The organism is Streptomyces sp. WMMB303 (assembly GCF_029351045.1).
Taxonomy (GTDB): domain Bacteria; phylum Actinomycetota; class Actinomycetes; order Streptomycetales; family Streptomycetaceae; genus Streptomyces.
The window spans coordinates 852,139-879,038 of record NZ_JARKIN010000001.1 but is presented as its reverse complement, the minus strand read 5'-3'; the positions used below and the strand labels follow the sequence as shown (position 1 = coordinate 879,038).

The following is a 26,900-nucleotide window of genomic DNA, read 5'->3' as shown; positions in this document are numbered from 1 at the left end:
GCGTCCATCCGGACGGATACGGAACACCAGTCCGGGTTAGGCTCAAGGCATGCATGCCTGGCCCGCTACCGAGGTCCCCGTCCTGCCTGGACAGGGCCGCGACCTCGACATCCACGACACCGCGACCGGTGGCCGAGTGACCCTCACCCCCGGTCCTGTCGCCCGCCTCTACGTGTGTGGCATCACCCCCTACGACGCCACCCACCTCGGACACGCGGCGACCTACAACGCGTTCGACCTCGTGCAGCGCGTGTGGCTCGACACCAAGCGCCAGGTGCACTACATACAGAACGTCACCGACGTGGACGATCCACTCCTGGAGCGGGCGACCGCGACGAACATCGACTGGACGGCGCTCGCGGAGCGCGAGACCGCGCTGTTCCGCGAGGACATGACGGCCCTGCGGATGCTGCCGCCGAAGCACTACATCGGCGCCGTGGAGTCCATTCCCCACATCGTGCCGCTGGTCGAGCGGCTGCGGGACATGGGAGCCGCCTACGAACTCGACGGGGACATCTACTTCTCGGTCGAGTCCGACGCCCACTTCGGGGCCGTCTCGCACTACGACGCGGAAACGATGCGGCTGCTGTCCGCCGAGCGCGGCGGCGACCCCGAGCGCCCCGGCAAGAAGAACCCGCTCGACCCGCAGCTGTGGACGGCGGCCCGCGAGGGCGAACCCCACTGGGACGGCGGCACGTTGGGGCCCGGACGCCCCGGCTGGCACATCGAGTGCGTGGCGATCGCGCTCGAACACCTGGGCATGGGCTTCGACATCCAGGGCGGCGGGTCCGATCTGGCCTTCCCGCACCACGAGATGGGCGCCTCCCACGCGCAGGCGCTGACCGGCGAGTACCCCTTCGCGCGCAGCTATGTGCACGCGGGGATGGTCGGTCTGAACGGCGAGAAGATGTCCAAGTCGAAGGGCAACCTCGTCTTCGTCTCGCAGCTGCGGAAGGACGGCGTCGATCCGGCCGCCATCCGGCTCACCCTGCTGGCGCACCACTACCGCGCCGACTGGGAGTACACCGACGCGGTGCTGGAGGCGGCGCAGCAGCGGCTCGACCGCTGGCGTTCGGCTGTCTCGCGGCCGGACGGCCCGCCCGCCGAGGCCATGCTGGAGGCGGTGCGGACCGCGCTCGCGGACGATCTCGACACCCCCGCCGCGCTGGCCGCCGTCGACACCTGGGCCGAGCAGCAGGCCGAGCAGGGCGGCACCGACGAGGGCGCGCCCGGACTGGTCTCCCGCACCGTCGATGCGCTGCTGGGCGTCGCGCTGTAACCGTCCCCTGCTTCCCGCCTCCCGGCCGCCCCGCGGCCGGGAGGCCCGTCACGCCGTACCCCGGCCGTCACCGCCGTACTCCGGTCCGGCGTGCGGCGCCGGTTTAGCGGCAGGGGAGCGCGCTCCGCCGAGGCGGTCCGCCGGTCACTCGTCCTCGTCCGGCTCACCGGGTCGCGGCGGCTCGCCACCGGGCTTGGGCGGCGGGGGAGGGGGCTGATGTCCCGGGTCCCGCAGCGAGGGGGATGTGCCGGGCGCCGAGCCGCCGTCTGCGGAGCCGGAACCGTCGCGGTGCCGCAGGTAGCGTTCGAACTCCTTGGCGATGGCCTCTCCCGAGGCTTCCGGCAGTTCGGCGGTGTCCCGGGCCTCCTCCAGTGACTGGACGTACTCGGCCACCTCGCTGTCCTCCGCCGCGAGCTGGTCGACGCCGATCTGCCAGGCCCGGGCGTCCTCGGTCAGCTCACCCATCGGAACGCGCACGCCGAGCAGGTCCTCCAGCCGGTTGAGCAGGGCGAGCGTCGCCTTGGGGTTGGGCGGCTGGGAGACGTAGTGCGGTACGGCCGCCCACAGGCTGGCCGCCGGAACGCCCGCATGGGTGCAGGCTTCCTGGAGGATGCCGACGATCCCGGTCGCCCCCTCGTAGCGGGACTCCTCCAGGTTCATCGTGCGGGCCAGATCGGAGTCCGAGGTCACGCCGGTCACCGGGACCGGCCGGGTGTGCGGAGTGTCACCGAGCAGCGAGCCCAGCACCACCACCAGTTCGACTCCCAGCTCGTGCGCGAACCCCAGGATCTCGTTGCAGAAGGAGCGCCACCGCATGCTCGGTTCGATGCCGCGCACCAGGACCAGATCGCGCCGCCTGCCCTTGCCGTCCGCGTCCTCGACCCGGACGACGGACAGCCGCGTGGTGGGCCAGGTGACCTTGCGTACGCCGTCCTCGAGGAAGACCTGCGGGCGGTTCACCTGGAAGTCGTAGTAGTCCTCCGCGTCCAGCGCGGCGAACACCTCGCCCTTCCACTCCCGTTCCAGGTGCGCGACCGCGCCGGACGCGGCGTCACCCGCGTCGTTCCACCCCTCGAACGCGGCCACCATGACTGGGTCGACCAGCTCGGGAACCCCCTCCAGCTCGATCACCCAGTGCCTCCTCAGCTCGCTGTCGCCTGCGGCCGGCGATACCGCTGCGGACCCCGTTCCCCGGACCGCCGCCGGCCGTTTCGTGCGAGGTCCAGCCTACGGCGTGCCGGCACGCGTCCCGCAGCCCCCGCACGCCCCCGATCCGCACCCGCGCTCACCGGACCCGGCAGGTCCCGCGACCGCGCCGGTCCCGGGGAGGCGGTGGTGTCCGGCGTCACAGCGCCGAGCGCAGCCACTGCTCCACGCCCGCGATGTGCACGGTCGACCAGGAGCGCGCCGCCTCCGCGTCGCCGGTTCGCAGGGCCGCGAGGATCTGCCGGTGCTCGTGCAGGGTGCGGCTGACCGCGTCCTGCCGGCTGAGCCCCTGCCAGACCCGGGCGCGGGTGTGCGGGCCGGAGAGGCCGTCCAGCAGCGAACCCAGTACGGAGTTGCCGGAGGCGGCCGCGATGCGCCGGTGGAACTCCAGGTCCGCGGCGACCAGTTGCCCCACGGACGGTTCCGGAGCCGACGCGGCCAGCTCGGATTCCAGCGCGTCCAGCTCGGATTCCAGCGCGTCCAGCTCGGCCACGGCGATCCGGGTGCCCGCCAGGGCGGTGGCCGCCGGCTCCAGGATGCGGCGTACGGCCAGGAGTTCCAGGACGGTGTCGTCGCGGTGGAAGTCCACCACGAAGCTCATCGCCGCCAGCAGCACCTGCGGATCCAGGCTGGTCACATACGTGCCGTCGCCCTGGCGTACGTCGAGTACGCGGATCAGCGCCAGCGCGCGGACCGCCTCCCGCAGCGAGTTGCGCGACAGGCCCAGTTCGGTGGCCAGTTCGCTCTCCCTGGGCAGCCGGTCGCCGGGGCCCAGCGTCCCCGAGACGATCATCCCCTTGATCTTCTCGATCGCCTCGTCCGTGACGGTCAACGCTGCCTCCCCTGGGCGTCCGAAGTCTGTGTGTGCCGTGCTCCGGCCGGTGCGGCCGGTGCGCCCCAGCCGCGCCGGTAGGCGCGCCAGTCCTGTTCCGTCGCCGCGAAGTCGACGTAGAGCGCGACGCCGAACCGCGCCCGGTCGCCATCCTCGCGGCCGAGCCCGAGCCGTACCCCGCGCACCGCCGCGGCCGCGGTCTCGGCAGCGGCATGATGGCCCAGGTCGTCCGTGTGGTAGAAGGGCAGCCCCATCAGCACGTCCACCCGGGCGGGCGCCGCCTCCAGCGCGAGTGCCGTCTGCTGCGCCACATAGCCGCCGTACAGGCTCTCGGCGGGCAGCGCCGTGTCGTAGGACATCACCGCGATCTGGTCCACCCGCCGCGCGACCTTGCCGAAGTACTCCTGCGACCACCACTTGCCGTGTCCGAAGACGCTGCCCGAGACGTGGTGCAGCCCCGGCAGCGGGTCGATCTGGTGCGCGGCGACCGACAGCACCCCGTGGTGCGCCCGGACCGCCGGGCGCAGCCGGTCCAGCAGCCGCAGATAGCCGGCGTCGTCCGAGCGCAGCGGCTCCAGGTCGAAGTGCACCCCGTCGAAGCCCGCCGTCAGCACCTGCCGGGCGCTCGCCACCACGGCGCGCCGCGTCTCCGGGTCGGCGGTGCGCAGTCCGCCGTCCGCGTCCGGGCCGTAGGCGAGCCGGTCCCCGAGCCATGCCTGGACCCGCACTCCGGGCAGCTCCCGCTCGACGGCCTTCAGCAGCCACTGCGCCCGCGGGTACCGCTTCTTCGGCAGCGAGCCGTCGTGGGACAGCGGCCCGGTGTGGACGTACAGGTCGCGGATGCCGGTACCCGCGATCCGCCGCTCGAGGGCTGCGAGGTCCGCCTCGTCCCGGCGCCCGTCCACCCAGGCGTGCCCCAGCCACAGCGCGTCGCGACCCCGGGAGCGTGCTTCGGCGGACACCTCTCCCGCGTAGCTGGCGCGAAGGGCCGCAGCCGCGCCGGCGCTCGGCAGGACGAGGAGGACCACGAGCGCCAGCACCGTCCACCCCGCTGCCCGCCGTGCCCGGGTGCGTCCCGGCATCCGCAGGCGGCGGCGCGCGGGTCTTGCCGCGGGCGTCCCGTTGCCCGCGTTCGTCTCGCCGTTCATGCGGAGGACAGTGCCACGCCGCGCCGCCCGACCGGGCGGTGGGAACCCGCTCGTTACGAACTTGCCGAACTGGTGATCCCATACGCACAACGTCACGGCACGCGGGGGCGGAACGTGCCCGGACAGCAGTAAGGGGCGCACGCCGGCGAATCGGCGTACGCCCCTTCGTCGCGCTCGGCGCGGTGTCAGCCGCGCTGCTCGAGCAGCTCCTCGATCCGGCCGCGTACCTTCTCGTCGTCCAGGCCGCGGATGGTCAGGGTGGTGCGGCGGCGCGCCACGTCGTCCACCGTCTCGGCCCACTCGTGGTCGCGTGCGTAGACCACCTGAGCCCAGATCTCCGGACCGTCGGGATGGATGCGCTCGCCCAGCGACGGGTCCTCGTTGACCAGCCGGGCGATGTCGAAGGAGAGGGAACCGTAGTGCGTGGCGAGCTGACGGACGGTCAGCGGGTCCATCCGCACGCCCGGCTCCCGGTCCACCAGCAGCCGGTGCGCGACCGCGTTCGGGTTGGCGATTCCCGGCAGCGGCGTCCGCCGCACCAGGTCCTTGACCGGGACCGCGCTCTCCATGGACGCCGCGAGCGCCCCGCCGGGCAGCTTCTCCAGCTTGTCCATCACCGTGCGGCCGATGTGCCGGTAGGTGGTCCACTTGCCGCCCGCGACCGACAGCATCCCGCCCCGGCCCTCGGTGACGACGGTCTCCCGCTTGGCCGACTCCACGCCGCCGGGGCCGCCGGGCAGCACCCGCAGTCCTGCGAAGGCGTAGGTCATCAGGTCGCGGTCCAGATCGGTGTCCCGCACCGAGAAGGCGGCCTCGTCCAGGATCTGCTGGATGTCGGCCTCGGTGGCCCGCACGTCGGCCGGGTCGCCGGTGTACTCCTCGTCCGTGGTGCCCAGCAGCAGCTGGTCCTCCCACGGCAGCGCGAAGGTGATGCGGTACTTGTCGATGGGGGTGGCCATCGCCGCGCCCCACGGCGACTTCCGCTTGAGGACCAGGTGCGCGCCCTTGGACAGCCTGATCGAGGGCGCCGCGCCGCTGTCCTCCATCGTCCTGAGGTGGTCAACCCACGGGCCGGTCGCGTTCAGCACCAGCCGCGCGTTCACGCCGAACTCGGCACCGTCGGTGCGGTCCCGCAGCTCGGCTCCGGTGACCCGGCCGCGGGTGAAGCGCAGCCCGGTGACCTCCGCGTGGTTGAGAACCACGGCGCCCGACTCCACGGCCGCTCGGACGGTCATCACCGCCATCCGCGAGTCGTTCATCTGGTGGTCGCCGTAGACCGCGACCGCCTTGAGATTGTCGGTGCGCAGCGCCGGGTTGTCGGCGGCGGCCTTCGCCGGGGAGATCACCCGGCCGACTCCGTCGCCGAAGGCGGACAGTGCCGAGTAGGCGAAGACGCCCGCGCCGAGCTTGGTGGCGCCGTGCGGGCCGCCCTTGTAGACGGGCAGGTAGAAGGTGAGCGGGTTGACCAGGTGCGGGGCCACGTCCTTGGCCAGTACCCGCCGCTCGTGGTGGTTCTCCGCGACGAGCTTGACGGCGCCGGTCTGCAGGTAGCGCAGACCGCCGTGCACCAGCTTCGAGGACGCGGAGGAGGTGGCGCCGGCGAAGTCGCCGGCGTCCACCATCGCCACCCGCAGTCCCGACTGCGCCGCATGCCAGGCGACCGAGGTGCCCAGGATGCCGCCGCCGATGACCAGGAGGTCGTACGTCGCGTTCGCGAGCAGCCCTCTGGTCTCTGCGCGGCCAGGGTTGCTGCCGGCAGTCGGGTGCGTCCCGAGGGTGGGGACGCTCTGCGAGGTGTTCATCGCTCTCAGTTCTCCTCTTCGATCCAGCCCATGGTCCGCTCCACGGCCTTGAGCCAGTTCCGGTATTCCCGCTCACGCGTCTCTGCGTCCATGCGGGGGGTCCATTCCGCGGCGCGCTTCCAGTTGGCCCGCAGCTCGTCGGTGCCCGACCAGAAGCCGACGGCCAGACCGGCCGCGTACGCCGCGCCGAGGCAGGTGGTCTCGGCGACCATCGGGCGCACGACGGGCGCGTCCAGGACGTCCGAGATGGTCTGCATCAGCAGGTTGTTGGCGGTCATGCCGCCGTCCACCTTCAGCGCGGCCAGCTCGACCTCGGAGTCCTTCTGCATCGCGTCGACGATCTCCCGGGTCTGCCAGGCCGTCGCCTCCAGCACCGCGCGGGCCAGGTGCGCCTTGGTGACGTAGCGGGTCAGGCCCGCGATGACACCGCGCGCGTCGGAGCGCCAGTACGGGGCGAACAGGCCGGAGAACGCCGGGACGAAGTAGGCGCCGCCGTTGTCCTCGACGGAGCTGGCCAGGGTCTCGATCTCCGCCGCGCTGTTGATCAGCCCCATCTGGTCGCGCATCCATTGCACCAGCGAACCGGTGACCGCGATGGAGCCCTCCAGCGCGAAGACCGGCTGCTGGTCGCCGATGCGGTAGCCGACCGTGGTGAGCAGACCGTTGTAGGAGTTGACCGGCTCGTGCCCGGTGTTCATCAGCAGGAAGGTGCCGGTGCCGTAGGTCGACTTGGCCTCGCCCTGCTCGAAGCAGGTCTGGCCGAACAGTGCCGCCTGCTGGTCGCCCAGTGCGGAGGCGACCGGCAGCCCCGCCAGCTCGCCGGTGGCCTCGCCGTACACCTCGGAGGACGAGCGGATCTCGGGCAGCACCGCCATCGGGATGCCGATGGACGCGCAGATCTTCTCGTCCCAGGCCATGGTGTGCAGGTTCATCAGCATGGTGCGGGAGGCGTTGGTGACGTCGGTGACGTGCTTGCCGCCGTCCGGGCCGCCGGTGAGGTTCCAGATGACCCAGGAGTCCATGGTGCCGAAGAGGATCTCGCCGTTCTCGGCGCGCTCGCGCAGCCCCTCGACGTTGTCCAGCAGCCAGCGGATCTTCGGCCCGGCGAAGTAGGACGCCAGCGGCAGCCCGGTCTCGCGGCGGAACCGGTCCTGGCCGACGTTGCGGCCCAGCTCCTTGCAGAGCGCGTCGGTGCGGGTGTCCTGCCAGACGATGGCGTTGTGCACCGGACGGCCGGTCGCCTTCTCCCACAGGACGGTCGTCTCGCGCTGGTTGGTGATGCCCAGGGCCAGCACGTCCTCCCGGGTGACTCCGGCCTTCTCCAGCGCTCCGGTGACCACCTGCTGGACGTTGGTCCAGATCTCGGCCGCGTCGTGTTCGACCCAGCCCGGCTTGGGCAGGATCTGCTCGTGCTCCTTCTGGTCGACCGCGACGATGCGGCCGTCCTTGTCGAAGACGATGCAGCGGCTGGAGGTGGTGCCCTGGTCGATCGCGGCTATGAAGGGCCCGCCGCCGTGTGCGGAGGCGTGGGTGCTGTGGGTCTCGCTCATGGTGTGTGTGCTCCCTTGCGTCATCGGGTCGTCTCAGCGGTCGGCCGGGCGCGCTAGGCCCATGCGAGGTTGTAGAGCCCCGCCGCGATGGCGGCGCCGGCCAGCGGGCCCACCACCGGGACCCAGGCGTAGCTCCAGTCGCTGCCGCCCTTGTTCGGCAGCGGCAGCACCGCGTGGGCCAGCCGGGGACCGAGGTCACGGGCCGGGTTGATGGCGTAGCCCGTGGGTCCGCCGAGCGAGAGACCGATACCGACGACGACCAGCGCGGTGATCAAGGCGCCCATCCTGCCGAGACCCGGGTGGCCGTCGGGGTCCTGGACCAGGCCCTGGGTGAGGATCGCGAAGATCAGCACGAAGGTGGCGATGACCTCGGTGAGGAAGTTCAGCAGGCCGTTGCGCACCTCGGGGGAGGTGAAGAAGACGCCGTGCACGGGGCCGGGGTTCGCGTGCTTCATCTCGACCATGTCCGGCTCGCGGAGCGTGGCCTGGAACTGGCTGTAGTAGGCCACCCAGACCAGCACGGCGCCCAGGATGGCGCCCAGCAGTTCGCTGCCCATGTAGAGCGGGACGTCGCTCCAGGGGGTGTCGCCCTTGATGGCGAGCGCCAGGGTGACCGCCGGGTTGAGGTGGGCGCCGGACGGCTGGGCGATGTAGGCACCGGTGAGCACCCCGAAGCCCCAGCCGAAGGCGATGGCGACCCAGCCGGCCGCGAACGCCTTCGAGCGCTTGAGATTGACTGCGGCGACCACGCCGCCACCGAGGAGGATCAGCACCATCGTGCCGGTGACCTCACTCGTGAAGATGTCGAGGCTGGACACCCGCGACTCCTTTGTCCTTGTCCATGGGGGCACCTCCCGGCCGGAGGCCGAGGGGATGGGCGGACCGGTTGATGATCGTCCGGTGTTCGACAATGTCGACCGCCGAACGGCAACTTTTCTCCTTCGTAAGAGTCCCGTCAAGGGGCTGTGACCGATGACTCCTGGCTGTCATCCTGCGGCCACGCAGCGATGGCAGCACCTCGGGAGAGCCAGACGGTGCGCGAGGCGCTCCGGGCGGCTCAGGGCTGCCGGCGCCGAGGCCTTTCCGAGTCCTTTCCGGGGACTCTCCCGGGGGCTCTCCTGCCGGAATCCTTCCGGGCCCCTGCCGGGGCTCAGAACCGCCGCGCACCCAGGTCCCGGGAGACCGCCCGGGCCGTGTCCCGCACGGCCGCCACCAGTCGCGGAAGCAACTCCTCGCCCTCGCACACCCGCTCCACGGCCCCGGTGATGCCCACCGCGCCCACCGGCATCCGGCGCCGGTCGTGGATCGGCGCGGCCACCGAGGCGAGGCCGTCCCAGGTCTCCTCCACGTCCGCCGCCCAGCCGCGCGCCCGGACGGTCTCCAGCAGCGTCTCGAACCGATCCTCGCCGGTGACCGTGCGCTCGGTGAAGTCCGTCCGCCGCCCGTCCAGCGCCTCGCTGTGCGCCACCGGGTCGAACGCGCACAGCACCTTGCCCAGGGCCGTGCTGTGCAGCGGCTGCATGGCGCCGACCTCCAGCACCTGGCGGCTGTCGTCCGGCCGGAAGACGTGGTGCACGATGAGCACGCCCTGCTGGTGGAGCACGCCCAGATAGACGCTCTCCCCGCTGGAGCGGGCCAGGTCGTCCGTCCACACCAGGGCGCGGGCCCGCAGCTCGTGCACGTCCAGGTAGCTGTTGCCGAGGCGGAGCAGTTCGGCCCCGAGCTGGTAGCGGCCCGTGACCGCCTCCTGTTCCACGAAGCCCTCCTGCTGGAGGGTGCGCAGCAGCCCGTGCGCCGTACCCTTGGCCAGGTCGAGCGCCGAGGCGATCTCGGAGAGTCCGAGCCGCCGCTCGCCGCCCGCCAGCAGCCGCAGTACGGCCGCCGCTCGTTCCAGCGACTGGATGGTCCGGGCCATCGGTCCTCCCTGACCTGCTGCCTTGAGATTCGACATGCCGATTCGACGTCGATTCAACGTCGATTCGACAATGTCGAACGGTATCGCTTGATGTCGACGCGACGGTAGTCGGGATCGAGCCCGGATCGAGTGCCGGAGTGTCCGATGGTCGGAATGTCGACCTGCGCTCTTGCGTCCGCCCGCTACGCTGACCGGGTGCGCTGCCTCACCGGCGCGCAAAGCCGACAGCCGTCGCAACCCAGGGAGCCTCTTCCATGGCCTCGTCGCCGAGCAGCACGTCCGCAACTCCGTCCCCCACCCGGGCCGAGGCGCTCCGCAGCGCACTGGCCTCACGCGTGGTCGTCGCCGACGGAGCGATGGGGACGATGATCCAGGCGCAGGATCCGACGCTGGAGGATTTCGAACAGCTCGAGGGCTGCAACGAGATCTTGAACGTGACCCGCCCCGACATCATCCGCGCGGTCCACCAGGAGTACTTCGCCGCGGGCGTGGACTGCGTGGAGACCAACACCTTCGGCGCCAACCACGCGGCGCTGGGGGAATACGACATCACCGAACGCATCTTCGAACTGTCCGAGACCGGCGTACGCATCGCCCGCGACGTCGCCGAGGAGTTCGAGTCCGGAGACGGGCGGATGCGCTGGGTCCTGGGCTCCATGGGCCCGGGCACCAAACTGCCGACCCTCGGCCACGCCCCCTACACCACTCTGCGGGACGCCTACCAGCAGAACGCGGAGGGCATGATCGCCGGTGGCGCCGACGCGCTGCTGGTGGAGACGACCCAGGACCTGCTGCAGACCAAGGCCGCCGTCATCGGCGCCCGCCGCGGCATGGAGGCGGTCGGCGCCGACCTGCCGCTGCTGTGCTCGGTCACGGTGGAGACGACCGGCACGATGCTGCTCGGCTCCGAGATCGCCGCGGCCCTCGCGGCCCTGGAGCCACTGGGCATCGACATGATCGGGCTGAACTGTGCCACCGGCCCCGCCGAGATGAGCGAGCATCTGCGCTATCTGGCCCAGCACTCCCGCGTCCCGCTCTCCTGCATGCCGAACGCCGGCCTGCCGGTGCTGGGCAAGGACGGCGCCAGCTATCCGCTCACTCCCGAGGAGCTGGCGGACGCGCACGACACCTTCGTGGGCGACTACGGCCTGTCCCTGGTGGGCGGCTGCTGCGGCACCACGCCCGAGCACCTGCGCCAACTGGTGGAGCGGGTGCGCGGCCGCGAGCCCGCCGCGCGCACCCCGCAGCCGGAGCCGGCCGCGGCCTCGCTCTACCAGGCGGTCCCCTTCCGCCAGGACACCTCGTACATGGCCATCGGGGAGCGGACCAACGCCAACGGTTCGAAGAAGTTCCGCGAGGCGATGCTGGAGGCGCGCTGGGACGACTGCGTCGAGCTGGCCCGGGAGCAGATCCGTGAGGGCGCCCACATGCTCGACCTGTGCGTCGACTACGTCGGCCGGGACGGTGTCGCCGACATGACCGAGCTGGCGGGACGGCTGGCCACCGCCTCCACGCTGCCGATCGTGCTGGACTCGACGGAGATCGACGTCATCCAGGCCGGTCTGGAGAAGCTGGGCGGCCGCGCCGTCATCAACTCCGTCAACTACGAGGACGGCGACGGCCCCGAGTCCCGCTTCGCGAAGGTCACCAAGCTCGCCGCCGAGCACGGGGCGGCGCTGATCGCGCTGACCATCGACGAGGAGGGCCAGGCCCGCACCGCCGAGCACAAGGTCGCCATCGCCGAACGCCTCATCGCGGACCTGACCGGCAACTACGGCATCCACGAGTCGGACATCCTCATCGACGTCCTCACCTTCACCATCTGCACGGGCCAGGAGGAGTCCCGCAAGGACGGCATCAACACCATCGAGGCCATCCGGCTGCTCAAGCAGAAGCATCCCGACGTGCAGACCGTGCTGGGCCTGTCGAACATCTCCTTCGGCCTGAACCCGGCCGCCCGGATCGTGCTCAACTCCGTCTTCCTCGACGAGTGCGTCAAGGCGGGACTGGACTCCGCGATCGTGCACGCCAGCAAGATCCTGCCGATCGCCCGCTTCGACGACGAGCAGGTGACCGTTGCCCGCGACCTGGTCTACGACCGGCGCAGCGAGGGCTACGACCCGCTGCAGAAGCTGATGGAGCTGTTCGAGGGCGCCACGGCCAAGTCGATGAAGGCCGGGAAGGCCGAGGAACTGGCCGCTCTCCCGCTGGAGGAGCGCCTTCAGCGGCGCATCATCGACGGCGAGCGCAACGGGCTGGAGGCCGACCTGGATGCCGCCCTGGAGGAGCGCCCGGCGCTCGACATCGTCAATGACACGCTGCTGGCGGGCATGAAGGTCGTCGGTGAGCTGTTCGGCTCCGGGCAGATGCAGTTGCCGTTCGTGCTGCAGTCGGCCGAGGTGATGAAGGCCGCCGTCGCCCACCTCGAACCGCACATGGAGAAGTCCGAGGACGAGGCGGGCAAGGGGACGATCGTGCTGGCCACGGTCCGCGGCGACGTCCACGACATCGGCAAGAACCTCGTCGACATCATCCTGTCCAACAACGGCTACCAGGTGGTCAACCTGGGCATCAAGCAGCCGGTGAGCGCCATCCTGGACGCCGCGGCCGAACACCGTGCCGACGTGATCGGCATGTCCGGGCTGCTGGTGAAGTCCACGGTGATCATGAAGGAGAACCTGGAGGAGCTCAACCAGCGCAAGATGTCCTCCGACTTCCCCGTCATCCTCGGCGGCGCCGCGCTCACCCGGGCCTACGTCGAGCAGGACCTGCACGAGATCTACGAGGGCGAGGTCCGCTATGCCAAGGACGCCTTCGAGGGGCTGAGCCTCATGGACGCCCTGATGGACGTCAAGCGCGGCGTGCCCGGTGCCGAGCTGCCCGCGCTCAAGCAGCGCAGGGTGCCCAAGCGGGACCTCGACATCCCGGAGCCGGAGGAGAACGACGGCTCCGTCCGCTCCGACGTGGCCGTCGACAATCCCGTCCCCGAGCCGCCCTTCTGGGGCACCCGGGTGATCAAGGGCCTGCGGCAGCAGGACTACGCGTCCTGGCTGGACGAGGGCGCCCTCTTCAAGGGCCAGTGGGGGCTGAAGGAGTCCCGCAAGGGCGACGGGCCGTCCTACGAGGAGCTGGTGGAGACCGAGGGCCGTCCCCGGCTGCGGGGCTGGCTGGAGCGGCTCCAGACGGAGAACCTGCTGGAGGCGTCGGCCGTCTACGGCTACTTCCCCTGCTACTCCAAGGGCGACGACCTGATCCTGCTGGACGAGCAGGGCAACGAGCGCACCCGCTTCACCTTCCCCCGGCAGCGGCGCGGCCGCCGGCTGTGCCTGGCGGACTTCTTCCGTCCGGAGGACTCCGGCGAGACCGACGTGGTCGGGCTGCAGGTGGTCACCGTCGGTTCCAGGATCGGCGAGAAGACCGCCGAGCTGTTCGCGGGCGACGCCTACCGCGACTACCTGGAGCTGCACGGCCTCTCCGTGCAGCTCGCCGAGGCGCTCGCCGAGTACTGGCACGCCCGGGTCCGCAGCGAGCTGGGCTTCTCGGGCGAGGACCCCGACCAGATGCAGGGCATGTTCGACCTGAAGTACCGGGGAGCGCGGTTCTCGCTGGGCTACGGCGCCTGCCCGAACCTGGAGGACCGCGCCAAGATCGCCGAGCTGCTGCGGCCGGAGCGGATCGGGGTCGAGCTCTCCGAGGAGTTCCAGCTCCACCCCGAGCAGTCGACCGACGCCATCGTGCTGCACCACCCCGAGGCGAAGTATTTCAACGCCCGATGAGGGCACAGGTCATATACTGACCGGTCCGGTACAGGCCGGTCGTCCGCTTCCGCCGGAATCCGGAGCCCTCCGGGGTTCCGGCGGAGGGGACGGCCGGCCTTGTCGTCCCTTGTGCAGTCGTCTGTGCAGTCGTCGCTTTCGGGAGGTGTTCGCGGATGGCCGGTCCATCCCCCGCTGTCACCACGCTCACGGGTGAGGAGCCCGAGCTGCAGGCCGTACTGCTGGACATGGACGGCACCCTGGTCGACACCGAGGACTTCTGGTGGGACGCGGAGGTCGCGGTCTTCGCCGAGCTGGGGCACGAGCTGCGCGAGGAGTGGCGCAGCGTCGTCGTCGGCGGTCCCATGTCGCGCAGCGCCGGCTTCCTGATCGAGGCGACCGCCGCCGACATCGGCCTGGAGGAGCTCAGTGTGCTGCTGAACGCCAGGTTCACCGAGCGGCTGGAGCGCGGCGTCCCGCTGATGCCCGGTGCTCGCAGACTCCTCGCGGAGCTGTCCGCGCACCGGATCCCCGCGGCGCTGGTCTCCGCCTCGCACCGCAGGGTCGTGGACCGGATGCTCACCTGGATCGGGCACGAGCACTTCGCCTTCACGGTCGCCGGGGACGAGCTGGCCCGGACCAAGCCGCACCCCGACCCGTATCTGACCGCCGCGCGCCGGCTGGGGGCCGACCCCGGGCGCTGTGCGGTGCTGGAGGACACCGCGACGGGGGTCGCCGCGGCGGAGGCCGCCGGCTGCCATGTGGTGGCCGTGCCGTCCATCGCGCCGATCGAGCCCAAGTCCGGTCGCAGCATTGTGAGTTCCCTCGAAGAAGTCGATCTCGAATTCCTCCGTTCGCGGATCATGGTCGCGCGCTGAGTCGATCATTCCGCGGCAGCACCATTCCGTACCGGGTGGAGAATGTGCCCCCGCGCGCCTGCGGAATCCATGGCCCCGGACTCTGCAGAATGTCGAACTCCGGTGTCCGGTGCGCAGATTGGTCCAGTGACGTTCATCACGCGTGAACCCCTCGACCCGCGGTCGAGGCTGTGGTGCCGCTGGGGCGAGAGGGGAAAATGTCCTTCCCTTGTGTCCGTATTGATGGAGTGACGCGGAAAAAGTTCCAGCGTTCGGATAGCGGACAGGAAGGTGCTGGTTCCGGTGCGTGAAACCCCTTCCGCGGGCTGCGCTTCGAAAGTTGCCGGAGCGGACGATTAATGTCGGTGTACCGGCCATTCCTCCCTGCAGCAAACCCCGGCCGGCCGAGGAGATCGTCGACCATGAACCGTAAAACTGTGGTGCTGCCCGTGCTTGCCGCGGGAATGCTCACGCCGCTGCTCGCCGGATGCGGGTCCGAGAAGGGCGGGAGCGCAGGCGGCGACGGCATCGTCGTCGGCACGACGGACCACTTCGCGGTCGGCAAGGACGCGCCGGCCCCCTTCGACCCCGCGGCGGCCTACGACGTCGCGGCCTGGGGCGTCATGCGCAACACCTTCCAGACGCTGCTGCGCTTCCCGCGCACCGGCACCTCGCCGGTGATGGACGCCGCCGCCAAGTGCGGCTTCACCGACGCGGCGAACAAGGTCTACCGCTGCACGATGCGCAAGGGTCAGACGTTCTCCAACGGGCACACACTGGACGCCGAGGACGTCGAGTTCTCACTGCGGCGGGTGAAGCGCATCAACCACAAGGGCGGCCCCGCCGTTCTCTTCAGCAACCTCGACCGCGTCGAGGCCGACGGCAAGAGCCACGTCGTCTTCCACCTCAAGCGGCCCGACGCGACCTTCCCGTACAAGCTGACCACCCCGGCCGCCGCCATCGTGGACAGCCGGACCTACCCGGCCGACGCCCTCACCAAGGGCGACGCGCTGGTCGGTTCGGGTCCCTACGCGCTCGAGCACATCGACGCCGAGTCGGCCGTGCTGGCGAAGAACCCGCACTACAGCGGGAACCTGAAGCTGCAGAACAGCCGGATCGAGATGCGCTTCTTCGACGCCGCACAAGGCATGGAGAAGGCCCTCAAGGCCGGCGACATCGATGTCATGGGCCGGACCATCTCGCCCGACCAGGTCGGCCGGCTCGACGACGCCCGGGACAAGGGTGTCGAACTCGTCGAGCAGCCCGGCCAGGAGATCCGCTACCTCGCCTTCGACACCGACGACCGGACCGCGGGCAAGAAGGCCGTCCGCAAGGCCATGGCCCAGCTCGTCGACCGCAAGAAGATCGTGCGGGACGCCTACGACCGCAGCACCGAGCCGCTCTACAGCATCGTGCCCGCCGGACTCCCGGCGCACCGGAACTCGTTCTTCAGCGCCTACGGCGAACCCAGCAAGGCCGCGGCCGAACGAACCCTGCGCGACGCGGGCATCGACAAGCCCGTCAAGCTCACCCTCACCTACACCACCGACCACTACGGCGGCGCCACAGCCGACGAGTTCGCCGTCCTCAAGAAGCAGCTCAACAGCAGCGGACTGTTCGACGTGCGGACTAAGGGCGTCAAGTGGGACACCTTCCGCCCCGCGGCGACGAACGGCAAGTACCAGGTGTGGGGCTACGGCTGGTACCCGGACTTCCCGGACGCCGACAATTTCGTCGCCCCCTTCTTCGAGAAGGACAACTTCCTCGGCTCGCCCTACACCAACCACGAGATCCGCGACAAGCTCGTGCCCAGGAGCCGCCGCCAGACCGAACGCTCCGCCACCACCGCCACCTTCGGCCGTGTCCAGGACATCGTCGCCAAGGACGTGCCGCTGCTCCCGCTCTGGCAGGGCAAGCAGTACCTCGCGGCCCGCGACGACATCACCGGCGTCGAATGGGCCCTCAACTCCTCCTCCGTGCTCCAGCTGTGGGAGCTGGGCCGCGGCCGCGACTCCTGACCCCGACCGCCCCCGGCAGCCGGGAGCGCGGCGGCACGGGCGCACGGCGGCACGGGCGGTGGGCCGCCGGACCCCGCCGGAGCGCCGCTGCCCGCGCCCGGCCGCTCGGGCCGGGCGCGGAACCCCGGCGCGGCCGTCAGGCCGACCCGGGGCGGACCAGACCGCTCTCGTAGGCGTACACCGCGGCCTGCACCCGGTCCCGCAGCCCCAGCTTGGTGAGCACATGGCCGACATGCGTCTTGACCGTCGTCTCGCTCACGAACAGATCCGCCGCGATCTCCGCGTTCGACAGTCCCCGCGCCACCAGCTTCAGCACCTCCACCTCGCGCTCGGTCAACTGGTGCAGGGTGTCCGGCACCGGCTCCTCGCCCGAGGGCAGCTTCCCCGCGTACTTGTCCAGCAGCCGGCGGGTGATGCTCGGCGCCAGCATCGCCTCTCCCGCCGCCACCACCCGGATGGCCTGCACCAGCTCACCGGCGGGTGCGTCCTTCAGGAGGAATCCGCTGGCACCGGCCCGCAGCGCCTCCACCACGTACTCGTCCAGGTCGAAGGTGGTGAGCACCAGAACTTTCGCCGGGCCGTCCTTGGCCGGTCCGGTGATCCGGCGGGTGGCCTCCACCCCGTCCATCCGGGGCATCCGGATGTCCATCAGGACCACATCCGGCTGCAGGGCCCGTACCTGGTCCAGCGCCTGCAGACCGTCCCCTGCCTCACCGACCACCGCTATGTCCTGCTCGGCCTCCAGAATCATCCGGAAGCCGGTACGCAGCAGCGGCTGGTCGTCGACCAGCAGTACGCGGATTGCCACAGGAACTCCTCAACAGGACGGCAGCGGTCGCCCCATTCTCGCTCAGCCGTCCCGCGGCCCCTCCGCAGGCCCCGCGGCCTCCATCCCGCCCGGGCCGGGCGCCGCACCGCCGACGGGCGCCGGCCCGTCGGCGCCGCCCTCCTCGGCGGACGGGCGGGGCTCCGGCAGCCGAGGCTGGATCGTCAGCGGATAGGGCGGGGGAGTGCCGCCGAACTCCGGGCAGTGCGCCTGATGGTCGCACCAGCCGCACAGCTTGCTCGGCCGCGGCCGCCAGTCGCCCGTCTCCGTCGCCCGTCCGATCGCGTCCCACAGCGCCAGCAGCTTGCGCTCGGTGGCCTGCAGATCGCTCTCGCCCGGGTCGTAGGTCAGCACGTCGCCGCTGCCCAGGAAGACCAGCTGCAGCCGCCGCGGCACCACGCCGCGCAGCCGCCACAGCACCAGGGCGTAGAACTTCATCTGGAACAGCGGGCCCTCCGCGTACTCCGGGCGCGGCGCCTTGCCCGTCTTGTAGTCGACGATCCGCACCTCGCCGGTGGGCGCCACGTCCACCCGGTCGATGATCCCGCGCAGCCGCAGCCCCGAATCCAGCCGGGCCTCCACGAACAGCTCCCGCTCGGCGGGCTCCAACCGGGTGGGGTCCTCCAGCGTGAACCACCGCTCCACCAGCGACTCGACCTCGGTCAGCCACTCCGCCAACCGGGCCCCGTCGGAGGTGTCCTCAGCGAACAGCTCGGCCAGCTCGGGCCGCTTGGCCAGCAGCCGCTCCCACTCTCCGGGCACCAGGGAGCGGGCCCGCCGCGCGCTGCGCTCCGGCGCCGGGGCGTCGAAGAGCCGCTCCAGCACCGCGTGCACCACTGTCCCCCGGGTGGCGGCGGCGGAAGGCTTCTCCGGCAGTTTGTCGATCACCCGGAAGCGGTAGAGCAGCGGGCACTGCATGAAGTCCCCCGCCCGGGAGGGCGACAGCGAGGTCGGCGGTGTGGCCGCGCTGGTTCTCATGGGGTACGACCCTACGGCCCACCACCGACACCGGACACTTACCATCGACGGCAGACCCCTCGCGCCGGATGACCGCCGCACCGAGAACGCTGCGGCAGCCGCAGGCGCGGGGCGAGGGAAGCAGCAGAGGGGAACCCGTGGCGGACGAGGACAACGACGGGAAGCCGCGGTACGGCGGCTCCGGCGAGGGGAGCGGTCCCGAGGGGCCGGAGTCCCGCCGGGCGCTCCCTCGCACACCTGTGCGCCCCGATGCGCCGGGCGGCGGCATCCTGATGGGCCGCCCCTTCGGTGTCCCCGTCTACGTCGCCCCCTCCTGGTTCCTCGTCGCCATCCTGATCACCTGGGTCTTCGGCGGCCAGCTCGACCGGGTGCTGCCCCAGCTCGGCGCCGTGCGCTACCTGATCGCGCTCTTCTTCGCGGTCGCCTTCTACACGTCGGTCCTGGTCCACGAGCTCGCCCACACCGTCGCCGCACTCCGCTTCAAGCTCCCCGTCCGCCGCATCCAGCTCCAGTTCTTCGGCGGCGTCTCGGAGATCGAGAAGGAATCCGAGACCCCCGGCCGGGAATTCGTCCTCGCCTTCGTGGGACCCCTGCTCTCCCTCGTGCTGGCCGGCGTCTTCTACGCCGCGATGCGCGCCGTGGAGCCCCGCACCGTGCCCGGCGTACTGCTGGCCGGCCTGATGATCTCCAACCTCCTGGTCGCCGTCTTCAACCTGCTGCCCGGCCTCCCCCTGGACGGCGGCCGGATGCTGCGAGCCGTCGTCTGGAAGATCAGCGGCAAGCCGATGACCGGCACCGTCGCCGCCGCATGGGTCGGCCGCGCACTCGCCGTCACCGTCCTGATCGGCCTGCCGCTGGCCACCCACGCGGGCGGCCTGTCCCGGGGCAGCGTCAGCGGCCTCGACTCCCTCACCGACGCGCTGCTGGCCGCCATCCTCGCCGCCATCATCTGGACCGGAGCCGGCAACAGCCTGCGGATGGCCCGGCTGCGCGAGCGCCTCCCCCGGCTCCGCGCCCGCACCCTCACCCGGCGGGCCGTCCCCGTCGAGACCGACACCCCGCTCTCCGAGGCCCTCCGCCGCGCCAACGACGCCGGCGCCCGCGCCCTGGTCGTCGTCGGCGGCCGGGGCGACCCGCTCGCCCTGGTGCGGGAGGCCGCCATCGGCTCCGTCCCCGAGCACCGCCGCCCCTGGGTCGCGGTCAGCACCCTCGCGCAGGACCTCAAGGAGGGCATGCGGGTCCCCGCCGAGCTCGCCGGCGAAGACCTGCTGGAATGGCTCCGCGCCACCCCGGCCACCGAGTACCTGGTCGTGGAGGAGACCGGCGAGATCTACGGCGTGCTCTCCACCGCCGACGTCGAGCGCGCCTTCGTGGAGGCCATGTCCAAGCGCCCCGACCACACCGCGGCCGGACCGCCCGGCTGACCCCCAGCCCTCCCCCCGGCCGCACTCCGCGGACCGGCTAGGCTGTGGGCATGTCCGAACCGACCGGTGCCGCCCGCCGTCGCGGGCCCTTCAAGGTCGGGGACCAGGTCCAGCTCACCGACCCCAAGGGACGCCACTACACGATCACCCTCGAAGAGGGGAAGAGCTTCCACACCCACAAGGGAGCCTTTCCCCACGACGAGCTGATCGGTGCGCCCGAGGGGAGTGTCGTCCGTACCACCGGAAACGTCGCCTACCTCGCGCTGCGCCCCCTGCTCCCCGACTATGTCCTGTCCATGCCCCGGGGAGCCGCCGTCGTCTACCCCAAGGACGCCGGCCAGGTGCTCGCCATGGCCGACATCTTCCCCGGCGCCCGCATCGTCGAGGCGGGAGTCGGCTCCGGCTCGCTGAGCACCTTCCTGCTCCGCGCCATCGGCGACCAGGGGATGCTCCACTCATACGAGCGGCGAGCCGACTTCGCCGAGATCGCCCGGCAGAACGTCGAGCGCTACTTCGGCAGCCCCCACCCCGCCTGGACGCTGACCGTCGGCGATCTCCAGGACAACCTCGCCGACGCCGACGTGGACCGGGTCATCCTCGACATGCTCGCCCCCTGGGAGTGCCTCGAGGCCGTGTCCAAGGCCCTGGTGCCCGGCGGCATCCTGTGCGCCTACGTCGCCACCACCACGCAGATGGCGCGGATGGTCGAGTCCATCCGCGAATTCGGCACCTTCAACGAACCCCAGGCGTGGGAGACGATGGTGCGCAACTGGCACATCGAGGGCCTCGCCGTCCGGCCCGACCACCGCATGATCGGCCACACCGGCTTCCTGCTCACCGCCCGCCGACTGGCCGACGGGGTCGAACCCCCGCTGCGCCGCCGCCGCCCCGCCAAGGGCGCCTACGGTGAGGACTACACCGGCCCCGGCAGCCAGTCCGGCGGCCGCACCTCCTAGCCCCCGCCCGCCACTCCGGCGGCCCCCCGCGACACGCCCGCTGCCCCGCACCCGGACCGAACCCGGGTGCGGGGCAGCCGCGTTGAGCGGCGCGGCAGGATGAAGGGGACCCAGCCGTTCCGCGACAGTGTGACCTGTGGCACCATGCGAGACACCTCCTCTACGCGTCCTCCCCGCGTCCGCCTCGCACCGCCCCAGGAGTCACCCCGAGTGACGGAACTGCCGCACACCCGTACCCGCACGGCCCACTGGCTCGCCACCGCCGCAGCGCTCGCCGCGGTCCTCGGCGGCACGGCGCTCCTGCGACCCGCGACCGCCACCCCCGCCCCCGCCGGCACCGACCGGGCACCCGACCCGGCCCGCGCCCACTACCCGCTGGACTGCGGCCGGGGCGCGACGAAGCCCGAGGTGCTGGACAGCGCCTCCGCCGACTTCGACGCCGACGGCGCCACCGAGACCGTCGCCGTGGTCCGCTGCCGCGCACACGGAGGCACCCCGCCCAGCGCCGTCTACGTACTCGCCGGCTCCACCGCCGACCGGTCCCCGCGGCTCGCCGCCACCCTCGTCGAGCAGCGGGAAGGCATGTCGGTCCAGGACCTGGGAGTGCGCGGCACCACCGTCTCCGCCACCCTCCTCGGCTACTCCTCCGCCGAGGTGCCGCGCTGCTGCCCCGACCGGCACCGCAAGGTCAAGTGGGAATGGGACGAGGGGAAGTTCGCCCTCCGCCCCGGCCCCGTGGCGGGCGGCGGCGTCCGCGTCTGAGGGGCCCTCCGCACCGTCGGCCGGGGCCGCCGCCTCGAACCCCGCTCGAGCCGAAACAGCGCCGCGCTGGACGGGTGTTGAACGTCTCGACACCGCAACCGGTCGCTTTCAGATGGTTGTGGGTGGGTATTCCCAGTCCTGAGGGAGTGCGCAAGGGTGAAGATCGGACACACCCCGACCGTCTTTGTGATCTAGGGGTTTCAACCCGCACCGGCCCAGGTAGGGTCGAAGCGTCCAGCTCCCCCTGGAGGAGGTGAGGACCGTGGCAGCCCACGACGACGACACCAACCGCGGCGCCCGGCCCGGTCGGGGTTCCGAAGACCCGTCCGGCCAGGTCGCCTACCTTGAGCAGGAGATCGCCGTCCTGCGCCGCAAGCTCGCCGACTCTCCGCGGCACACTCGTATTCTCGAGGAGCGGATCGTCGAGCTGCAGACCAACCTGGCCGGCGTGTCCGCCCAGAACGAGCGGCTCTCCACCACGCTCCGCGAGGCGCGTGACCAGATCGTGGCCCTCAAGGAAGAGGTCGACCGGCTCGCCCAGCCACCCGCGGGCTTCGGCGTCTTCCTGCAGGCCAACGAGGACGACACGGCCGACATCTTCACCGGCGGCCGCAAGCTGCGGGTGAACGTCAGCCCGAGCGTCGACCTCCAGTCGCTCCGGCGCGGCCAGGAGCTCATGCTGAACGAGGCGCTCAACGTGGTCGAGGCCATGGAGTTCGAGCGCGCGGGTGACATCGTCACCCTGAAGGAAGTCCTGGAAGACGGAGAGCGCGCCCTGGTCGTCGGCCACACGGACGAGGAGCGCGTGGTGCGCCTCGCCGAGCCGCTGCTGAACGCCACGCTGCGGGCCGGCGACGCTCTGCTGCTGGAGAGCCGCTCCGGCTACGTCTTCGAGGTCGTGCCCAAGAGCGAGGTCGAGGAACTGGTCCTCGAAGAGGTCCCGGACATCGACTACACCAAGATCGGTGGCCTCGGCGGCCAGATCGAGCAGATCAGGGACGCGGTCGAGCTCCCCTACCTGTACCCGGACCTCTTCCGCGAGCACGAACTGCGTCCGCCCAAGGGCGTCCTGCTCTACGGACCGCCCGGCTGCGGCAAGACGCTCATCGCCAAGGCGGTGGCCAATTCCCTGGCCAAGAAGGTCGCCGAGGTGACGGGCAAACCCCAGGGCAAGAGCTACTTCCTCAACATCAAGGGCCCCGAGCTGCTCAACAAGTACGTGGGCGAGACGGAGCGGCACATCCGCCTCGTCTTCCAGCGGGCCCGGGAGAAGGCCGGCGAGGGCACCCCCGTCATCGTCTTCTTCGACGAGATGGACTCCCTCTTCCGCACCCGCGGCTCGGGGGTGAGCTCGGACGTGGAGAACACCATCGTCCCGCAGCTCCTCTCCGAGATCGACGGCGTGGAGGGGCTGGAGAACGTCATCGTCATCGGCGCCTCGAACCGCGAGGACATGATCGACCCGGCGATCCTGCGCCCCGGCCGGCTGGACGTGAAGATCAAGATCGAGCGTCCGGACGCCGAGGCCGCCAAGGACATCTTCTCCAAGTACCTCACCTCGAACCTGCCGCTCCACGCGGACGACGTCGCGGAGCACGGCGGCAACGTGGAGGCCGCCTGCGCCGCGATGATCCAGTCGGTCGTGGAGCAGATGTACGCGGAGTCGGAGGAGAACCGCTTCCTCGAGGTCACCTATGCCAACGGTGACAAGGAGGTCCTGTACTTCAAGGACTTCAACTCCGGCGCGATGATCGAGAACATCGTCGGCCGGGCCAAGAAGATGGCGATCAAGGCGTATCTGGACCACAACCAGAAGGGCCTGCGCGTCTCCCATCTCCTGTCGGCCTGTGTGGACGAGTTCAAGGAGAACGAGGACCTGCCAAACACCACCAACCCGGACGACTGGGCCCGCATCTCCGGCAAGAAGGGGGAGCGGATCGTCTACATCCGCACCCTCGTCACCGGCAAGCAGGGCGCGGACACCGGCCGGTCCATCGACACCGTCGCCAATACCGGTCAGTACCTGTAGCGAGATCCGGTTCCGGCTGCGGGTCCCCGCCCGGGGTACCCGCAGCCGGATTGTTTCCCGCAGCGACCAGGAAGTCCGCAGAGTGATCTCCCCACTCCTCTCCGTGCGGCATAGGCTTTGCCCACCGCCGCGACGCGCAGTGCGCAGGAGGGGGCCGCACACGGGACGGATGCGCAGCGGGACTTGAACGGCTGTCCACCGGCGGGCCGCCGTCAGGCAAGGAGGGAAGCATGACCGTACGGCGCGTAATGGGCATCGAGACCGAGTACGGCATTTCCGTGCCCGGGCACCCCAACGCCAATGCCATGCTCACCTCGTCCCAGGTCGTCAACGCCTACGCGGCGGCGATGCACCGGGCGCGGCGCGCCCGCTGGGACTTCGAGGAGGAGAACCCGCTGCGGGACGCCCGCGGCTTCGACCTGGCCCGCGAGTCGGCCGACGCCAGCCAGCTCACGGACGAGGACATCGGGCTGGCCAACGTCATCCTCACCAACGGCGCCCGCCTCTACGTCGACCACGCCCACCCCGAGTACAGCGCTCCCGAGGTCACCAACCCGCGGGACGCGGTGCTGTGGGACAAGGCGGGCGAGCGGGTGATGGCGGAGGCCGCCGAGCGGGCGGCCGAGGTTCCCGGGACCCATCCGATCCACCTCTACAAGAACAACACCGACAACAAGGGCGCCTCCTACGGCACGCACGAGAACTACCTGATGAAGCGGGAGACCCCGTTCTCGGAGATCGTCCGCCATCTGACGCCCTTCTTCGTGTCCCGGCAGGTCGTGTGCGGTGCGGGACGGGTGGGGCTGGGCCAGGACGGCAGCGAGCACGGCTTCCAGCTCAGCCAGCGCGCCGACTACTTCGAGGTCGAGGTCGGGCTGGAGACGACACTCAAGCGGCCGATCATCAACACCCGGGACGAGCCGCACGCCGACGCGGAGAAGTACCGGCGGCTGCATGTGATCATCGGGGACGCCAACCTCTCGGAGATCTCCACCTACCTCAAGCTGGGCATGACCTCCCTGGTGCTGTCCATGGTCGAGGACGGGTTCATCGCCGTGGACCTCGCCGTCGACCAGCCCGTCCGCACCCTGCACCAGGTCTCGCACGATCCGACACTCGAGCGACTGATCACTCTCCGCAACGGCCGGACGCTGACCGCGGTGCAGCTCCAGATGGAGTACTACGAGCTGGCCCGCAAGTACGTCGAGGAGCGCTGGGGCACCGACGCGGACGAGCAGACCCGCGATGTGCTGGCCCGCTGGGAGGACGTGCTCGGGCGGCTCGAGCGGGACCCGATGAGCCTGGCCGGCGAGCTGGACTGGGTCGCCAAGCGGGAGCTGATGGAGGGCTACCGGCGGCGCGACAGCCTCGACTGGGACGCGCCCCGGCTGCATCTCGTGGATCTCCAGTACGCGGACGTGCGCCCCGACAAGGGCCTCTACAACCGCCTGGTGTCCCGCGGGAGCATGCAGCGCCTGCTGTCCGAGGAGGAGGTCAAGGAGGCCGCCTTCAAGCCCCCTGAGGACACCCGGGCCTACTTCCGCGGCCGCTGTCTGGAGCAGTACGCCGACGATGTGGCCGCGGCCTCCTGGGACTCGGTCATCTTCGACCTCCCCGGCCGTGACTCTCTGCAGCGGGTGCCTACCCTGGAGCCGCTGCGGGGCACCCGTAACCACGTCAAGGAGCTGCTGGACCGCTGCCGCACCGCGGAAGAGCTGGTGAAGGTGCTTTCGGGCGGCTGAATCGTGGCTATTCGGTGCCCGGTCCGGGAATCATCGAGGTGGTTGCCGGACGTTGTCACAACGAAGGAGCCGAAGCCGGTCCGGGCTTGTAGGGTCTGATCTTGTACGTTCCGCGTACACCACCGAACCGAGCGGGGTGAGGGATATGGCGACCAAGGACAGCGGCGGCGGACAGCAGAAGTCCACGCGTCACACCGAGGAGACCGAGGAGGAGACCCAGGACGCACAGGTCTCCGAGGACCTCAAGGAGCGCCAGGAGGCACTCTCCGACGACGTGGACTCGGTACTGGACGAAATCGACGACGTGCTCGAGGAGAACGCGGAAGACTTTGTGCGTTCCTTTGTTCAAAAGGGCGGGCAATGAAATCCCCTTCAAGATGAAGGGTGATCCTCGTAAAGGAAGAGGAATCCAAGATCTGTCCGCGTTGTGAGCGTTGCCTGTTCCCGGCGGCGTTCGGGCGTCACCGGGGGCGGGTCGACGGTTTGCAGGACTGCTGCCGACCGTGCGCTCGTGCGTACGCGAAGCGGTGGGGCCGGCGGAAGCGGCGCGGGCGGCGAATGCTGAAGTACCCCCCGGTGCCGACTGGTTCCAAACTGTGCCGTTCATATGGGGAGGTGAAGTCGTTCGGCGAATGTCACCGCAATGCGGCTGCTTCGGATGGTCTCTCCACTCGGTGCAAGAAGTGCCGGACAATTGACGGACGGCCCGGACACCTCGAACGCACCCACGGTATGGCCGTGGAGCAGCGCCGGAGTCTGCCGGACGGCCGGTTCGGCCGCTGCCCGATCCGTCCCAGGCCTGTTCCTGAGCATGTGGATCACGATCACGGGACGGGTAGGGTCCGGGGCGTACTGTGCTTCAGCTGCAATGCCGCACTGGGGCAGTTCAGGGATCGGCCGGACGTCATGCGGCGTGCGGCTGCCTATGTGGAAGGAAACGTGTGGAAGCCGAAATTCGTAGCACCGGGCGTCTACCTGCTGCCTTCCTGACGCCAGGGTCGTCGTCGTTCATGGATTTCCTGTCCGACCACGCGCCGGAGCAGTTGCCGGGAAGCCGGCCGCTGCCTCCCGTGGAGGGTGCCGTACAGGCGCCGCACGGCACCACGATCGTGGCCGCGACGTTCGCCGGCGGTGTGGTGCTGGCCGGGGACCGGCGGGCGACGATGGGCAATGTCATCGCGCAGCGGGACATCGAGAAGGTCTTTCCCGCCGACGAGCACTCCGCCGTGGGAATCGCGGGAACCGCGGGGCTGGCGGTGGAGATGGTGAAGCTCTTCCAGCTCGAGCTGGAACACTTCGAGAAGGTGGAGGGCTCCACCCTCTCGCTGGAGGGCAAGGCCAACCGGCTCTCCACGATGATCCGCGGCAACCTGGGCATGGCGATGCAGGGGCTGGCCGTGGTGCCGCTGTTCGCCGGCTTCGATCTGGACCGCGGTGCGGGCCGGATCTTCTCCTACGACGTGACGGGTGGCCGCTCCGAAGAGCTGGGCTTCGCCGGTGTCGGCTCCGGCTCGGTCTTCGCCCGCGGCTCGCTCAAGAAGCTCTACCGGGACGAGATGACCCAGGAGCAGGCCGCCACCGTGGTCCTGCAGGCGCTGTACGACGCCGCCGACGACGACTCGGCCACCGGTGGTCCGGACATGACGCGCCGCATCTACCCGGTGGTGGTGACCATCACGGAGGACGGATACCGCAGGCTGGGCGAGGAGGAGGTCTCCGGGCTGGTGCAGACGGTGCACGACGGCCGCCTCCGGTTGCCCAACGGGCCGCAGGCCCCCGTCTCCTAGAGCACTCATTCGGACAGGAAGGGACGGATAGCCG

Annotated in this window: 21 protein-coding genes; 12 read left to right on the top strand and 9 right to left on the bottom strand. The window is 70.6% G+C overall.

Translation table 11 applies throughout. The annotated features are described in order from the left end of the window. Positions 1-49 precede the first annotated feature (49 nt). The gene (gene mshC / locus P2424_RS04060) at positions 50-1,279 is read left to right on the top strand and encodes a cysteine--1-D-myo-inosityl 2-amino-2-deoxy-alpha-D-glucopyranoside ligase (protein WP_276474420.1); all 1,230 of its coding nucleotides are present in this window, start codon (positions 50-52) and stop codon (positions 1,277-1,279) included. Between the two features lie 144 nt (positions 1,280-1,423). Here mshC and P2424_RS04055 read toward each other — a convergent pair whose 3' ends face one another. The 7 genes from P2424_RS04055 to P2424_RS04025 all read right to left on the bottom strand — a co-directional run bounded on the left by P2424_RS04055 (position 1,424) and on the right by P2424_RS04025 (position 9,732). Then, positions 1,424-2,410, bottom strand: coding sequence for a PAC2 family protein (locus P2424_RS04055; protein WP_276474419.1), 987 nt, complete (start codon positions 2,408-2,410; stop codon positions 1,424-1,426). A 214-nt stretch (positions 2,411-2,624) separates the two neighbouring features. Then, a complete protein-coding gene (locus P2424_RS04050; protein WP_276474418.1) occupies positions 2,625-3,317 on the bottom strand; it encodes a FadR/GntR family transcriptional regulator in 693 nt (230 codons plus the stop codon). Continuing rightward, positions 3,314-4,465, bottom strand: a complete 1,152-nt coding sequence (locus P2424_RS04045) for a glycosyl hydrolase family 18 protein (RefSeq protein ID WP_276474417.1) — start codon at positions 4,463-4,465, stop codon at positions 3,314-3,316. The genes P2424_RS04050 and P2424_RS04045 overlap by 4 nt, the downstream gene beginning before the upstream one ends. A 185-nt stretch (positions 4,466-4,650) precedes the next feature. Beyond that, complete coding sequence (locus P2424_RS04040) at positions 4,651-6,267, bottom strand: glycerol-3-phosphate dehydrogenase/oxidase (protein WP_276474416.1); 1,617 nt, start codon at positions 6,265-6,267, stop codon at positions 4,651-4,653. A 5-nt stretch (positions 6,268-6,272) separates the two neighbouring features. Further along, positions 6,273-7,817, bottom strand: a complete 1,545-nt coding sequence (gene glpK / locus P2424_RS04035; RefSeq protein ID WP_276474415.1) for a glycerol kinase GlpK — start codon at positions 7,815-7,817, stop codon at positions 6,273-6,275. Positions 7,818-7,870: 53 nt separating this feature from the next. Continuing rightward, complete coding sequence (locus P2424_RS04030; protein WP_276474414.1) at positions 7,871-8,635, bottom strand: MIP/aquaporin family protein; 765 nt, start codon at positions 8,633-8,635, stop codon at positions 7,871-7,873. Positions 8,636-8,967: 332 nt separating this feature from the next. After that, positions 8,968-9,732, bottom strand: a complete 765-nt coding sequence (locus tag P2424_RS04025; RefSeq protein WP_276474413.1) for an IclR family transcriptional regulator — start codon at positions 9,730-9,732, stop codon at positions 8,968-8,970. Positions 9,733-9,986: 254 nt separating this feature from the next. Here P2424_RS04025 and metH point away from each other — a divergent pair, with 254 nt between their 5' ends. The 3 genes from metH to P2424_RS04010 all read left to right on the top strand — a co-directional run bounded on the left by metH (position 9,987) and on the right by P2424_RS04010 (position 16,362). After that, complete coding sequence (gene metH, locus P2424_RS04020) at positions 9,987-13,508, top strand: methionine synthase (protein WP_276474412.1); 3,522 nt, start codon at positions 9,987-9,989, stop codon at positions 13,506-13,508. A gap of 155 nt (positions 13,509-13,663) precedes the next feature. Continuing rightward, positions 13,664-14,365, top strand: a complete 702-nt coding sequence (locus P2424_RS04015; protein ID WP_276474411.1) for an HAD family phosphatase — start codon at positions 13,664-13,666, stop codon at positions 14,363-14,365. A gap of 401 nt (positions 14,366-14,766) precedes the next feature. Then, positions 14,767-16,362 (top strand): ABC transporter substrate-binding protein, encoded by a 1,596-nt coding sequence (locus P2424_RS04010; RefSeq protein WP_276474410.1) that lies wholly within the window; start codon positions 14,767-14,769, stop codon positions 16,360-16,362. Between the two features lie 136 nt (positions 16,363-16,498). Here P2424_RS04010 and P2424_RS04005 read toward each other — a convergent pair whose 3' ends face one another. Both P2424_RS04005 and P2424_RS04000 read right to left on the bottom strand, forming a co-directional pair. Beyond that, positions 16,499-17,170, bottom strand: a complete 672-nt coding sequence (locus P2424_RS04005; protein ID WP_019356404.1) for a response regulator transcription factor — start codon at positions 17,168-17,170, stop codon at positions 16,499-16,501. A gap of 42 nt (positions 17,171-17,212) precedes the next feature. Next, positions 17,213-18,166 carry a RecB family exonuclease gene (locus P2424_RS04000; RefSeq protein WP_276474409.1) on the bottom strand — a complete coding sequence of 318 codons (954 nt, stop codon included), beginning with the start codon at positions 18,164-18,166 and terminating at the stop codon, positions 17,213-17,215. Between the two features lie 137 nt (positions 18,167-18,303). On the opposite strand from P2424_RS04000, the gene P2424_RS03995 reads away from it, so the two are divergent. The 8 genes from P2424_RS03995 to prcB all read left to right on the top strand — a co-directional run bounded on the left by P2424_RS03995 (position 18,304) and on the right by prcB (position 26,866). Next, positions 18,304-19,590: a site-2 protease family protein gene (locus P2424_RS03995; protein WP_276474408.1), complete on the top strand. Its 1,287-nt coding sequence runs from the start codon at positions 18,304-18,306 to the stop codon at positions 19,588-19,590. Positions 19,591-19,640: 50 nt separating this feature from the next. Further along, on the top strand, positions 19,641-20,546 hold the full coding sequence (locus P2424_RS03990; protein ID WP_276474407.1) for a tRNA (adenine-N1)-methyltransferase: 906 nt from the start codon (positions 19,641-19,643) through the stop codon (positions 20,544-20,546). A 210-nt stretch (positions 20,547-20,756) separates the two neighbouring features. Further along, the gene (locus P2424_RS03985) at positions 20,757-21,308 is read left to right on the top strand and encodes a hypothetical protein (protein ID WP_276474406.1); all 552 of its coding nucleotides are present in this window, start codon (positions 20,757-20,759) and stop codon (positions 21,306-21,308) included. Between the two features lie 262 nt (positions 21,309-21,570). Next, on the top strand, positions 21,571-23,337 hold the full coding sequence (arc, locus tag P2424_RS03980; protein ID WP_276474405.1) for a proteasome ATPase: 1,767 nt from the start codon (positions 21,571-21,573) through the stop codon (positions 23,335-23,337). 230 nt (positions 23,338-23,567) lie between these two features. After that, the gene (gene dop, locus P2424_RS03975; RefSeq protein WP_276474404.1) at positions 23,568-25,079 is read left to right on the top strand and encodes a depupylase/deamidase Dop; all 1,512 of its coding nucleotides are present in this window, start codon (positions 23,568-23,570) and stop codon (positions 25,077-25,079) included. A 145-nt stretch (positions 25,080-25,224) separates the two neighbouring features. Continuing rightward, positions 25,225-25,443, top strand: coding sequence for a ubiquitin-like protein Pup (locus tag P2424_RS03970; RefSeq protein ID WP_019356397.1), 219 nt, complete (start codon positions 25,225-25,227; stop codon positions 25,441-25,443). Between the two features lie 194 nt (positions 25,444-25,637). After that, a complete protein-coding gene (locus tag P2424_RS30945) occupies positions 25,638-26,069 on the top strand; it encodes an endonuclease VII domain-containing protein (protein WP_346660061.1) in 432 nt (143 codons plus the stop codon). Further along, a complete protein-coding gene (prcB, locus tag P2424_RS03960; protein ID WP_276474403.1) occupies positions 26,021-26,866 on the top strand; it encodes a proteasome subunit beta in 846 nt (281 codons plus the stop codon). The genes P2424_RS30945 and prcB overlap by 49 nt, the downstream gene beginning before the upstream one ends. Positions 26,867-26,900 lie beyond the last annotated feature (34 nt).